Here is a 12,837-nt window from a genome sequence, read left to right on the forward strand (position 1 = left end):
CTCGGCACGACGCGGAGGCGGATCAGCGTGGCCAAGAGCACCCACGAGAAGCAGCTGGAACGAGCGCGCCAGAAGCGGCAGCAGGACGTGCTGGCCAAGCGGCGCGGCCGTTCGCGCGTCCTGGTGTTCGTGCTGGTCGGGCTCATGGTCCTGGCGCTGGTCGGGGCAGCCCTCGTCAGCGTGATCGACCCAGGCGGTAGCCCGGTCGTGGACGACGAGCCGGGTGCGGCCGAGGATCCAGAACCCCTCGACGAAGCCCCTGGCGACCTCGCCGCCGGCGAGCGTCCCGAGGGCGCCTGCCCGCCGACCCCGGGCGACGTCCCCGAGGTGACCAGCACGCTCTACGACGAGGCCCCGGACACCGTGATCGAGGAGGGCGTCACCACCTACACGGCGACCCTGGCGACCACCTGCGGCGACATCGTCCTGGAGCTCGATGCCGAGGCTGCCCCGGAGACGGTGAACAACTTCGTGTTCCTCGCCGAGGACGGCTACTACGACGGCGTGATCTTCCACCGCGTGGTCGAGGGTTTCGTGATCCAGGGTGGCGACCCCGCCGGGACCGGCTGCGGGCGCGAGGACTGCTCGCCCGCGGGCGACGGCCCCGCGTACCCGGGCTACACGATCGACGACGAGCTGGACGCGGCCGTCCAGCTCGTGTCCGAGGAGGGCGGCTACCCGCAGGGCGCGCTGGCGATGGCCAACGCCGGTCCGGACACCAACGGCTCGCAGTTCTTCATCGTCGAGCCCGATGACGGTGTCCCGCTGCCGCCCGCCTACACCCTGTTCGGACGCGTGCTCGACGGGATCGACGTGGTCCAGGCGATCGCCCTCGGTCCAGCCGAGGGGGACACCGCGATCGACCCGGTGGTCATCACCTCGGTCACCATCGAGGCGAACTGACCTCGGCCAGGGTGGACGCCAGCGGCCCTCGGACCGTCACACGCTGCCCTCGCTGCCCTCGTGGTCGAACCCGCCCTCGACTCGGCCGACCGACAGGGGTCGGACCCCGGACGAACGCGTCGTCGGCCCCCATTAGGCTCCGAGGCTGACGACCCCACACCCCGATGATCCCGACCTGAGGAACGTGCACGTGGCCAAGCAGTGGAGCTCACCGCCCGAGCTGACGATCGACACCGACAAGACCTACACCGCGACGATCCACACCAACCGTGGCGACGTCACCGCCAAGCTGTTCGCCGACGAGGCGCCGCAGACGGTGAACAACTTCGTCTTCCTCGCACGGGAGGGGTTCTACGACGGGGTGATCTTCCACCGCGTCATCCGCGACTTCATGATCCAGGGCGGTGACCCGACGGGCACCGGCACCGGCGGGCCGGGCTACAAGTTCGCCGACGAGCTCGAGAGCGCCAGGAGCCGTGGCTACAAGATGGGCACCCTGGCGATGGCGAACGCGGGCCCCAACACCAACGGTTCCCAGTTCTTCATCTGCCACCAGGACGTGGGTCTGCCGCCGTCGTACAGCGTCTTCGGCAAGACCACCGACGGCCTCGACGTGGTCGACCAGATCGCCACGACGCCCACCGACGGTCGCGACCGGCCCAACGACGAGGTGGTCATCTCGGGCATCGACATCACCGAGGACTGAGGCACGCTGCGGGGCGGCCCGGGGCCGCCCCGCTCGCCCAGCGAGCGTCCCGGGGACCTCGCGTGCGCTGCGCGTCCGCGTGCAACTCGACGGGCCGTTCGCACGTCTATGCGGGTGACGGTGCACGTCACCGTCCGCTGACCGACCAGCACCCCGGGGATCACACCACGTTGCAGGCACCGCAGTCACGCGCCACGGGCGCGCTCGATCGAACGCTCGCCCTCACGTGCGCCCTCGGGCTGACCGCGCTGCTGTCGGCGTCCTGCGCGGTCCCGAGCGCCGATCGTGCCGATGGCGCGCGGGCTCCGGAGAGCGGCGACACCGGTACCGCGGCGCCCACGCCGATCGCCTCGATCGTCGGTGACGACGTCCTGCTCGTCGCACCCGACGGTTCGCGTGCCGTCATCGCCTCCACCGACGAGGCCGAGCTGCTGCAGGCCGAGGTCCGTCCCGGGCGTGAGCCGGACGACCCGGTCACCGTGCTGGCCCTGACCCGCGTCGAGGAGCGGTACGAGCTGCGGTACGTGACCGTCGCGGACGGGGATCCGACCGACCTCTACTGGTTCCCGTCCCGCCTCCAGGTCTCCCCCGACCTGGCGCAGGTCGCCGACGTCCCGCCGCTGCCGGTGTGGGCGCCGGACGGGTCGGGCCTCGCGTGGCTCGAGTGGGACCATGACGGGACGCGCCTGCGGACCGTCGGCTGGTTCGACCACGACCACGGCACCAACCCGTCCGACGACCAGGCGACGTACGCGGTGCCCGATCTGCCGCTCGGCACCCAGCTCGCCAGCTGGGAGTTCGACGAGGACGGGACGCCGGTGCTGGTCACCCGCGGCGAGGGCCAGGACCGCTGGCGTATCCGCATCGAGGACGGCGAACCGGTCGTCGCCCTCGAACCGGCGTCGTAGGACCACCGGCAACGCAGGGCCGAGCTGCCCGCGTCAGCGTGGGTCGACCACCACCAACAGGCCGTCCTCGTCGCTCCCGAGCGCGGCCTCGGCGTCACCGAGCTCGGAGACCGTGAACCGTCCCCCCACGGCCGTGTGGAGGATCAGGCGCCCCTCGGCGGCGAGGTCGAGCAGTTCGACGACGTCCTCGGGGGTCGACCCGGTGGCACCGACCACGTCGAGCTCACGGCGCACCAACAGGTCGGTCGGCATGGGGACATCGCCGGCGACGTCGTCGCTGTCGAGGACCACGAGCCGGCCACCTGGGGCGAGGACGCGGGCCGCTGCGGCCGCCGTCAGGGGCTGCGGGCCACGGACGAACAGGCGGTCCACCGGCTCGACGAGCACGTCGGTCAGGGCACGATCGCCGACGGTGAGAACCTCGTCGGCACCGAGGTCCGCTGCCCGCTCGCGTGCCGCAGGGCGGTCGTCGAGGGTGGTGACCACGCCGCCGGCGAGCGCGGCGAGCTGGGTCACGTGCAGCCCGAGGGCATCGGCCCCCACCACGGCGACCGACACGTCCGGGCCGACACCGGCTCGCTTCAACGCGTGGTAGGCGTCGGCGACGATCCCCGGGACCGACGCCGCGAGGGCAGCCGGGACGGTGGCCGCCGCGGAGACCAGCAGGCCGGCAGGCACGACCACGCGCTCGGCGAGCCAGCCGTCCACGTCGATGCCGGGTCGCTGACGGGCGGGGCACAGGTTCGCGCGGCCTGCCCGACACACGCCGCATGTCCCGCACGTCACCAGGGCGGGCAACGTGACCGCGTCCCCGACCTGCAAGCCGCCGACGCCCGTGCCCACGGCGGCGACCACACCGGCCGCAGCGGTGCCGACCACCGTGCCGTCCACCAGCGGAGGCGCCGCACCGGGGCGCAGCAGCGCGGCGTGGACCTCCACCACGGCCTGGCCGTGGCCGGCGACAGGGGCCGGTCGACCGACGGCACGCAGGTGTCCAGGGCCACCGTCCCCCGGTGTGGCTGCGTGGACGACGGCGCGGACCTCGCCGCTCACTCGTCGGTCCCCGCCGGGGGGACCGGTGGCGGCGGTGGACCGTCCGAGCCAACGTCGTCGCCCGGCCACGGCGGCATGTCCTCGACGCGCAGACGATTGGGTCGCTTGCCGGTGTCGTAGTCCCGCATCCGCTTCGGGTAGCCCACGCGGGCCGCGTCGTAGAGCGGCAGGTTCAGGCGACCGGTGAGCTCGCGGGCCTGCTTGGCGTCACCGATGGGACGCCGCAGGTACTCGCCGTCGTCGGCCACCAGCAGCAGGGTGATCGAGTAGATCGCGGTCCGGGGCTCGAGGAAGGCCTCGACGCTCGAGCGGGTCGTGGCGAACTCCTCGAGCTCCTTGGTGCTCGCCCGGGACGCCGGGGCCGTGGCCTTCGAGGGCGAGGAGCGTTTGCCCTCACCCTTGAACCAGCCACGGAGGCGGTCGGAGAACCCCACGGTTTCCGGCTCCTGCCCTGGACGACGACGGACCGGGCGAGGCTACCGGTCAGGAGCTGGTGCGGACCTCAGTGTCCGTCCTCGACGAGTTCGACCAGCACGCCGTTCGTCCCCTTGGGGTGCACGAAGGCCACGGTGTGCCCGCCGCCGCCCGGACGCGGCTCCTCGTCGATCAGGCGCACACCTTCGTCGCGGAGGTGGTCGAGGGTGCCCGCGACCGAGTCGACCCCGAACCCGAGGTGGTGGAGCCCGGGGCCGTTCTTGGCCAGGTACTTGGCGATCGGGGAGTCGTCCCGGGTCGCCTGCAGCAGCTGGATGTAGACGCCACCGACGTTGAGCATCGCCTCCTCCACGCCGTCGGACTCAACGGCCTCGCGGTACTCGGGGGTCAGGCCGAACGCGCGCTCGTACAGCGCGAGCGCCTCGTCGAGGTCCTCGACCGCGATGGCGATCTGGTCGATGCGGGTCACCGGCACGTCGCGCTCCTCAGGGGACGGCGACCGCGGGCCGGTCGCGTTCGGCCCATCGTGCCCGGTGGCGTGCTCCGTGCCCAACCCGCTCCACCTGGATCTGGCCCGGGGGCCGGCCTCGCTTGTGAGGTGGGTGCCCGACGGCCCTACGATGGTGGCTCACCCGAGCGGAGGAGAGGTCCGTGTCCGAGGTCGTCGTCGTCGGTTACGCCCGTACGCCCATCGGCAGGTTCGGAGGGGGCCTCGCGTCCCTCACCGCGATGCAGCTCGGTGGCCACGCCATCGCCGGCGCGCTCGCCAGGTCCGGCGTGGACGCCGGTGAGGTCGACTACGTCGCCATGGGGCACGTCCTCCAGGCCGGCCAGGGGCAGATCACGGCCCGTCAGGCCGCGGTCGAGGGTGGCATCGGCATGAACGTGCCGGCCGAGACCATCAACAAGGTCTGTCTGTCCGGGATGACGGCGATCTCGCGCGCTCGTGACCTGATCCGCCTCGGCGAGGCGGATGTCACCGTCGCCGGCGGGATGGAGTCGATGACCAACGCCCCGTACGTGCTCGACAAGGCGCGCCACGGCTACCGCCTCGGCGACGGCACGATCACCGACGTGCTGATGCACGACGGGCTGACCTGCGCCTTCGACGCCTGCGCCATGGGCCTCGCGACCGAGAACTACCAGACCAAGATGGACCTCGGCATCACGCGTGAGGACCAGGACGAGTTCGCCGCCCGCTCGCATGAGCGCGCCGCCGCTGCCTGGAAGGAGGGCGCGTTCGAAGGGGAGGTCGTCCCCGTCGACGTGCCCCAGCGCAAGGGTGACCCGATCACCATCGCCGAGGACGAGGGCATCCGGCCCGGTACGACCGCCGAGTCGCTCGGCAAGCTGCGTCCCGCCTTCGACAAGGAGGGCACGATCAGCGCCGGGAACGCCTCGCAGATCTCCGACGGTGGTGCGGCGCTCGTCCTCGCCTCGCGCGAGAAGGCCGAGCAGCTCGGCGTGCCCGTCCTGGCCACCATCGAGGCCTACGGCGCCGTCGCGGGCCCGGACCCCTCGTTGCTGCACCAGCCCGCCGGCGCCATCCGCGCCGCAGCGGCCAAGGTCGACGCCGACCCGGCCGGCTTCGACCTCTACGAGATGAACGAGGCCTTCGCGTCGGTCGCCCTGGCCTCGGCCCGCGAGCTCGGCGTCGGCGAGGACCGGGTCAACGTCAACGGGGGCGCGGTCGCGCTCGGCCACCCCATCGGCTGCTCGGGTGCGCGCATCGTGGTCACCCTCATCCACGAGCTGACCCGACGCGGCGGCGGCCGTGGCGTCGGCGCCCTCTGCGGCGGCGGTGGCCAGGGTGACGCCCTGATCGTGCGTGTCGGTTGAGAGCGGATCGGGGTCAGTAGCCTGCGCCCCCCGGGACACAGGAGCGGGTGTGGCGCAGTCGGTCGAAGACCTCGTGGAGCGGCTCGGGCGGGGTGAACGCCGCGCCCTGGCACGCCTGCTCACCCTGGTCGAGGACGGTGCTCCCGGTCGCCTGCGCGAGGTGGTCGGGGCCCTGCACCCGCGGACCGGCGGGGCGCGCGTCATCGGGATCACCGGCTCGCCCGGTGTCGGCAAGTCGACCCTGACCAACGCGCTCACGACGCAGCTGCGGGCCCGCGACCGGTCCGTGGCCATCCTGGCCGTCGACCCGTCCTCGCCGTTCTCCGGTGGGGCGTTGCTCGGGGACCGCGTCCGCATGCAGGGCCACCACGCCGACCCGAAGGTCTTCATCCGGTCGATGGCGTCGCGCGGCCACCTCGGTGGGTTGTCGTTCGCGACCCCGCAGGCGGTGCTCGTCCTCGACGCGGCGGGGTTCGACGACGTCATCGTCGAGACCGTCGGCGTCGGGCAGTCCGAGGTCGAGATCGCCGCCACCGCCGACACGACGGTGGTCGCCCTGGCCCCCGGCATGGGCGACTCGGTGCAGGCCGCCAAGGCCGGCATCCTCGAGGTGGCCGACCTGTTCGTGATCAACAAGGCCGACGCGCCGGGTGCTGGCAAGCTCGAGTCCGAGCTGCGTTCGATGCTGGAGCTCGGCCAGGCGACGTCGGGCCGGACCACCGCCGACCTGCTCGAGGAGCACCCCGACCTCCTCGACCATCATCCCGAACTCGCGCCACCAGTGGGGGGCGACCCAGAGTTGGCAGAGGACGCCGAGCTGGTGCCCGGGTCGGCGGCCTCCGGGTGGTGGCCCCCCATCCTGCGCACCGTCGCCGTCCGCGGCGAGGGTGTCAGCGAGGTCGTCGACGCCTTCGACCAGCACCGCGACCACCTCGTCGCGTCCGGTCAGGCCGAGGAGCGCTCCCGCGAGCGAGCCCTGCACACCGTCCGCGAGATCGCTCTGGAACAGGTACGCGCCCGGTTCGCGCGGCTCGCCGGTGGGGTCGGCCCCGGGGGGCCGAACGATCACGGCCGGTCCCGGCGGCGCGGCGGGGCGGGTGACCCGCTGCTGGACGCGCTGGCTGCCAAGGTCGCCGGGCGCGACCTCGACCCCTACACCGCCGCCGACCAGCTCCTCGAGGCCCTGGAGGGCGGCGACGCCTGACGGTCAGGGTCAGGGCAGGAGCGCGCTGAGCTCGCGGTCGAGCACGCCGAGGGTGGTCTCGAGGCGGTCGTCGGTGGTGCGCAGGTTGCCGGTCGCCAGGCGCAGGACGTACCGGTCGTCCAGCACCGTGTGCGACAGGTACGCCTCCCCGGTGGCGTTGATCGCCGCCAGCCACGACCGGTTGCGGTCGGTCGCGGCCGACTCGTCCTCTCCAGGTACCACCGAACGGAAGCACACCGTCGACAGCGGGGCCGGGGCGGCGAGCTCGAGGTGGGGGTGAGCCTCCACCCACGCGACGACCTGCTGGGCCTGCGCGACGTGGTGGCGGATCCGCGCGGCCAGCCCCTCGTGCCCGAAGTAGCGGATGACCGCCCACAGCTTCAGGGCCCGGAACCGTCGGCCGAGCTGGACGCCCCAGTCCATGTAGTCGGTCACGCCCTCGTCGTCGGTGGTGAGGTACTCGGGCACCAGCGAGAAGGCGCGCGTCAGCGTGGCCACGTCCCGGACGAACAGGGCGGAGCAGTCGATCGGCGTGAACAGCCACTTGTGGGGGTTGGTCACCAGCGAGTCGGCACGGTCGACCCCGTCGAGCACGAAGCGCAGCTCCTCGCAGATCGCCGCCGTCCCGCCGTACGCGCCGTCGACGTGGAGCCAGATCGACCAGCCGAGGTCGCCCGAGACCTCGTCACGGACGTCGGCGATCGCTGCGACGGGGTCGATGGAGGTGGTCGAGGTCGTCCCGACGGTGGCGACGATGGCGATCGGTCGGGAACCGAGCCGGATGTCCTCCGCCATGGCCTCCCGCAGCGCGTCGACGTCCATCCGCCGCTGGTCGTCGACGGGCACCAGCCGGACGCCGTCGCGCCCGAGCCCGAGGGTGATGGCCGCCTTCTCGACCGACGAGTGCGCGTCCGCGGAGGTGTAGACGCGCAGGGGCGGGATGTCGGGTCGCCCCGCGAGCCCACGCTGCCGCACGTCGAGTTCGGCGCGCTCGCGGGCGGCGGCCAGGGCGAGCAAGGTCGACACCGAGGCGGTGTCGGTCAGCACCCCACGCCAGCCGTCGGCGAGGCCGAGCAGCTGTCGCAACCAGTCGACGGTGAGCTCCTCGAGCTCGGTCGCCGCGGGTGAGGTGCGCCACAGCATCCCGTTGACGTTGAGCGCGGCGGAGACCGCCTCGGCCAGGATCCCGGGGCCCGAACCCGTGATCGCGAAGTAGGCGTGGAACGCGGGGTGGTTCCAGTGGGTGATGCCCGGCAGGAGCACCCGGTCGAGGTCCTCCAGGGTGGCCGCGAACGGCTCCGGTCCGGCGGGCGGGGTCGCGGGGAGGGCGTGGCGGACCTCGTCGGGGGCCACGCGGGCGAGCACGGGCAGGTCGCCGACGCCCTCGAGGTAGTCAGCGATCCAGTCGACGACCGCGTGCCCGTGCCGACGGAAGCTGGCGGCGTCCATGTCGCCCGTACCGGACTGCCCCGGGTCGAGCGATGGGCCGGCGACCCCGGCGACCCCGTCTGGCCGGTCAGCCGCGGACGGGGCCGGAACGTCGCCGGTCACCCGTCGTCCAGGCCCGGCAGGACGGCGTCGTCCCCCCCGCTGTCGTCGTCATCGGTGCCGTCGTCGCCGGTGCCGTCATCGTCGGTGCTGCCGTCGTCGTCGGTGACGGGGTCCACCGGTTCGGGTGGAGGTGGCTCGACAGGTTCCACGGTCGGACTGGGCTCGGGCGTTGGCGAGGGGGCGGGGGACGGGACCACCGGCGGTGGGGGTGACGGGCTGCGCGGGGTCGACGGTGGCGTGACCGGGTCGACTGGCCCGTCGGGCAGCTCCCCGCCGTCGCCACCGATGTCGGGGAACTCGAAGTCAGGCAGCTCCTCCGGTTCGGGCTCCTCGGTCGGTTCGTCGTCGAGGGGCTGCGCGCGGACCGACGTCGTGGCCTCCTCGGGCGCGGATGCGGGCAGGCCGAGGACGATGGTCGGGACGGCGATCCCGAGCGCGATCGCGCCGAGGACGGCGACGATCCGGCGCGTGGCCGGTCGCTGGTGGTGGACGTGCCGGCCGTCGGGCCACCGCGCGGCGAGGCTCCGCCAGACCGGGTCGAGCGTCTCTTCGTCGATCGCGACCACGGACGCCGGTACGGGGCGACCCGCGAGCGCGAACAGCCACGGGCCGACGGGAGCGGCCGGGTCGCGCTCGGGGAGCTGGCGCATCGCGCGGACGAAGACGTCGGTGACGCGCTCGAGCGGATCGGGATCGTCGGCGAACGCCGCCAGCAGCGCGGGCGCGTGCCGGTGGACCAGCACGGCGTAGGCGGGCGCCCAGCCCGCCTGCGCGAGCTCGAGGAGCTCGCCGTCGTCGCGTTCGTCGTACCGCATGATCCCTCGCGGCTCCGGTCCGGGCACGGCCCGTACGTCGCGGTCCACCCCGGAGGGCGGAACGGAGGCTACCGCTCAGCAGGGCGGACCCGGTGGCGACCGCCGAGGAGCCGGTGACCGACGCGGTGGAGCCCCGCCGAAGCGGGGCTCCACCTCCTGCGCGCGGCTGGTCAGCCGTCCTTCGGGCCCTTGCCGTCCTTCGGACCGTTGTTCGGGGTCGAGGTCGGACGCCCGGGGACGTCCACGTCGGCCTGAAAGATGTACAGGCCGTGGTCGCGGTCGCTGGCGAGCACGTACGTCTCACCGTCGATCTCGTGGACCTCGATGCCCCAGAAGTTGTTGCCGCCCTCGTCGATGAAGGCGGCGACCTCCTGCATGCCCTTCGGGCCGTACGACACGATCCGCAGACCGGCCGCGTAGTACGACAGGTAGGCCAGGTTCACCCCGGGACGCGGGTCGGTCGCGACCTCGTGCACGGACAGGTCGCCGTACCCGATGGCGTACTCCTCCATCTGGGCTTCCTCCACCGCGTAGGTGTCGATCTGCTCGATCGACCCGGGCGTGCCCGGCACGTCGGAGAACTTGGTGCGGAACTGGCGCACGTACCCCCAGCCGTTGAACACCGAGTCGACGTCGATGGAGTGGCCGACGTCGCCGATGGCCGGCTCCTTCGCCGCGTCGTACGGCATCGAGTAGTCCGGCGGGCTGTCGAACAGGTGGTGGAACGCGGTGTGCGTGGTGCAGACCGCGACCACCGGCTGGGTGAAGGCGCCGGAACCGCAGAACGGCTGGTCCGGGCTGGCGTTGTGTCCGGCGTGGTGGTCGACGAACAGCACGGCGTCGTAGCCGGCCGCCATCGCCGCGTCCGCCTTCTGACCCGGGAAGCACGCCCCCTCGGGCGCGCTCGGGTCGCCGACGGGGCCGCGCTGGATGACGGCGATGGCCTCCTCGCCCTCCGCGAGCTCGGGGAGACCGACCTCATCCCGTGGCGGAACCGGTGCCGAGTCGGGGCAGGCGTAGCCCACGTAGGCCGTCGGCCCGTTGAGGCGGAGGTCCGGGAGCGATGCGACGGGTGCCGCACCGCCGACCGCGACGGACTCGTACACGCCGGCGTTCGGGCCGGTGGTGATCGAGAACTCCCCGACGCCGTAGGGCGAGAAGTCCTCGTCGGTCCCGATCAGGTACTTGAAGTCGGGAGAGAACTCGGACTGGTGGGCGTTGCCCTCGGGTGCCACCTCGTGGCCGCGCTTGAGGCGCTCCTCGTCGAGCTCGGCGTAGTCGGACTCGGCGATCAGGGTGACGTTGCCCGGGGTGGGATCGGTCACGTCGAGCAGCACGTAACCGCCATCCCAGTAGTTGACGTTCATGATGTAGCGGTCGCCCTTGCGGTAGACCATCATGTCGTGGTTGAAGACCTGGGTGAGGTTCGGCGGCGAGGACTGGGCCACGTCGAACAGGGTCCACAGGTCGAGGGTGTCGTTGACCGGCGCCGGGTCCGTGGGGTCGGTGATGTCGAAGATGTCGACGTCCTCCCACTCCTCGTTGTCCACGAGGACCGCGTAGGTCTTCTCGTCGAGGTGTGAGTTCCACGCGAAGGCGGAGTGGACCGTGGTGGGGTTGTCCCGGAGCACCTGGTTGCCGTCGGCGTCGACACCCACGGTCATGTCCCCGGCGTGCTCGACGAGCAGCTGCGGGTCGAGCGGGTCGGTGACGTCCCAGATGTTGATGCCCCCGAGGTAGCGCTCCTTGCCGGTCGCTTCGGCGAGCTCGGCGTCGCAGGTCTCGTTCTGGTGGATGAACAGCTGACGTCCCGCGTACGCGCCGTAGTCGGGGGTCACCACCTGCGCACCCTCGCCGGCGTAGTTGCCGTCCGTGGTCGGCAGGAAGCCCACCTCGACCGGTGCCGTGGGATCCGAGATGTCCATGATCCACGCCCCACCGCCGAGGCAGTCCGCCGCCCGGAAGGCGGTCAGGTAGGCGTGGACGCCGTGTGCCGCGACGTCCGCGACGCGGCCGGTCATGTCCCCGTTCGTGCCGGGAGGAGCGGAGAGCGCCCCCTTCCCGATCAGCCGCACCCCGTAGGACACGGGATCGAGGTGACCACCCTCGCCATCGTGCTGCTTGCCGCCGTCGTCGGCGATGTCGCCGAAGTCGACGCTGCCACGCTCCCCGTGGCCGGGGTGGGCGATCGCTCCTGTCGCGGCGGCCACGGTCACAGCCGCTGCTGCTGCGAGCACGGTGCGTACTCGATGGTTCATAGGGGTTCTCCCGTTCGCGCGACACGAGGATCTCCCGATCCGTCCCCGGCCGCGTCGTCCCTCTCCCAAGGGAACGGCGGGACGCTAGGACGAAGGTCCCGGGGTGTCCGGGCCTTCGGGCGCAGGTCGCGCGACCTGTTGGGCGTGTCCAGGTCGGCATACGGATGACACCCGCTCGCTCCGACCACGCGCGTCGTGGCCTGCCTCCTGCTCCAGCCGACCCTGCTCGCCCGCTGGGCGCGCCGGCGCGGGGGTCACGCTCCCGGTCCCACCACGCTCGGAACGACCCCGGTGAACGCCCAGGCGTCCGGTGGGTCGGACGGCCCGCTCACCCACGGTCCGGTCAGCGAGGGCAGCAGCATCGGCACCCGAGCGGGATCGAGCGCACGACGTCCGACGAGCGATCCCTGACCGGGACGGGCGACCCCGACGCGCGTGAGGTAGTCGCCGAGGGTCGACGTGGTCGGGCCGTCCGCGGTGAACGCCGCGTGGCCCGACGCTGCCGACGATCGCATCCGGTCGAAGGACACCACCAGTTCGACCACGTCGGCCGGACGCACCGGAGCGACCTGCTGCTCACGCTCGTCGGGGGACAGGCCGGCCGTCCCGAGGGCGTCACGGATGGCGGGCGTGTCCACCAGCGAGGTCCGCAGGACCACCGTCGGGACCGGGGCGGCGGCGAGCAGCGCCTCGACCTCGCCGTACGCCGCGCGCAGCGGGTCCGGCGCGCCCGGGGACGCGCCGACGACCGACAGCGCCACGATGCGGCGCACGCCGGCGCCGGTCGCGGCCCGGACCAACGTCTCGGCCTCGGTCACCAGGACCCGTGGCGAGGGGGCGAGCACACCGCGACCGACGTGGATGGCCGTGTGGACCTGGGCCAGCGAGGCCTCGAGGTGGCCCTCGTCGTCGGCGTCACCCGCCGCCACGATCGCCCCACCCGCGCGCAGCGAGGACACCTCGCCGGCGGAGTGGACGCGGACCTCGCCGCCCTCCTCGAGGAGGGCGGCGGCGACGCGACGCGCCAACGGCCGGTGGGCGCCGGTGATCAGGACGGGCACGGGGGGACTAGAACCCTTCGGTGGGGGTGGTGATGAAGGGGATCATGTCGCGGACCTTGCGGCCGACCTGTTCGATCTGGTGGTCCTTGCCCGCGGCACGGTTG

The 12,837-nt window shown here is 72.7% G+C and carries 12 protein-coding genes; 5 read left to right on the forward strand and 7 right to left on the reverse strand.

Translation table 11 applies throughout. The annotated features are described in order from the left end of the window. The first annotated feature begins 27 nt into the window (after nt 1-27). The 3 genes from NITAL_RS29395 (at nt 28) to NITAL_RS10810 (ending at nt 2,517) form a co-directional block, all read left to right on the forward strand. Entirely contained in the window at nt 28-903 is an 876-nt protein-coding gene (locus tag NITAL_RS29395) for a peptidylprolyl isomerase (RefSeq protein ID WP_342674205.1), read from the forward strand. 190 nt (nt 904-1,093) lie between these two features. Continuing rightward, nucleotides 1,094-1,609 (forward strand): peptidylprolyl isomerase, encoded by a 516-nt coding sequence (locus NITAL_RS10805; RefSeq protein WP_342674206.1) that lies wholly within the window; start codon nt 1,094-1,096, stop codon nt 1,607-1,609. A gap of 170 nt (nt 1,610-1,779) precedes the next feature. Further along, a complete protein-coding gene (locus NITAL_RS10810; RefSeq protein WP_157041760.1) occupies nt 1,780-2,517 on the forward strand; it encodes a hypothetical protein in 738 nt (245 codons plus the stop codon). Between the two features lie 33 nt (nt 2,518-2,550). On the opposite strand, the gene NITAL_RS10815 is transcribed toward NITAL_RS10810, so the two are convergent. From NITAL_RS10815 to mce, 3 genes are all read right to left on the reverse strand, one after another. Further along, nucleotides 2,551-3,570 (reverse strand): alcohol dehydrogenase catalytic domain-containing protein, encoded by a 1,020-nt coding sequence (locus NITAL_RS10815; protein WP_052666241.1) that lies wholly within the window; start codon nt 3,568-3,570, stop codon nt 2,551-2,553. Continuing rightward, entirely contained in the window at nt 3,567-4,004 is a 438-nt protein-coding gene (locus tag NITAL_RS28490) for a hypothetical protein (RefSeq protein ID WP_052666242.1), read from the reverse strand. The genes NITAL_RS10815 and NITAL_RS28490 overlap by 4 nt, the downstream gene beginning before the upstream one ends. A gap of 68 nt (nt 4,005-4,072) precedes the next feature. After that, complete coding sequence (mce, locus tag NITAL_RS10825) at nt 4,073-4,480, reverse strand: methylmalonyl-CoA epimerase (RefSeq protein WP_052669594.1); 408 nt, start codon at nt 4,478-4,480, stop codon at nt 4,073-4,075. 176 nt (nt 4,481-4,656) lie between these two features. Between mce and NITAL_RS10830 the strand changes: the two genes are divergently transcribed. Beyond that, on the forward strand, nt 4,657-5,844 hold the full coding sequence (locus tag NITAL_RS10830) for an acetyl-CoA C-acetyltransferase (protein WP_052666243.1): 1,188 nt from the start codon (nt 4,657-4,659) through the stop codon (nt 5,842-5,844). Between the two features lie 49 nt (nt 5,845-5,893). Beyond that, the gene (gene meaB, locus NITAL_RS10835) at nt 5,894-7,048 is read left to right on the forward strand and encodes a methylmalonyl Co-A mutase-associated GTPase MeaB (protein WP_052666244.1); all 1,155 of its coding nucleotides are present in this window, start codon (nt 5,894-5,896) and stop codon (nt 7,046-7,048) included. A gap of 9 nt (nt 7,049-7,057) precedes the next feature. Here the strand turns inward: meaB and NITAL_RS10840 are convergent, their stop codons facing one another. From NITAL_RS10840 to NITAL_RS10855, 4 genes are all read right to left on the reverse strand, one after another. Beyond that, nucleotides 7,058-8,599: a pyridoxal phosphate-dependent decarboxylase family protein gene (locus NITAL_RS10840; RefSeq protein ID WP_211262334.1), complete on the reverse strand. Its 1,542-nt coding sequence runs from the start codon at nt 8,597-8,599 to the stop codon at nt 7,058-7,060. Next, complete coding sequence (locus NITAL_RS10845) at nt 8,596-9,414, reverse strand: RNA polymerase sigma factor (protein WP_052666245.1); 819 nt, start codon at nt 9,412-9,414, stop codon at nt 8,596-8,598. Before NITAL_RS10845 ends, NITAL_RS10840 begins: the two co-directional genes overlap by 4 nt. A gap of 170 nt (nt 9,415-9,584) precedes the next feature. Then, entirely contained in the window at nt 9,585-11,672 is a 2,088-nt protein-coding gene (locus NITAL_RS10850; RefSeq protein ID WP_157041761.1) for an LVIVD repeat-containing protein, read from the reverse strand. 254 nt (nt 11,673-11,926) lie between these two features. Further along, on the reverse strand, nt 11,927-12,733 hold the full coding sequence (locus tag NITAL_RS10855) for an SDR family oxidoreductase (RefSeq protein ID WP_052666247.1): 807 nt from the start codon (nt 12,731-12,733) through the stop codon (nt 11,927-11,929). Nucleotides 12,734-12,837 lie beyond the last annotated feature (104 nt).

The organism is Nitriliruptor alkaliphilus DSM 45188 (assembly GCF_000969705.1).
In the GTDB taxonomy this organism is placed as follows: Bacteria; Actinomycetota; Nitriliruptoria; order Nitriliruptorales; family Nitriliruptoraceae; genus Nitriliruptor; species Nitriliruptor alkaliphilus.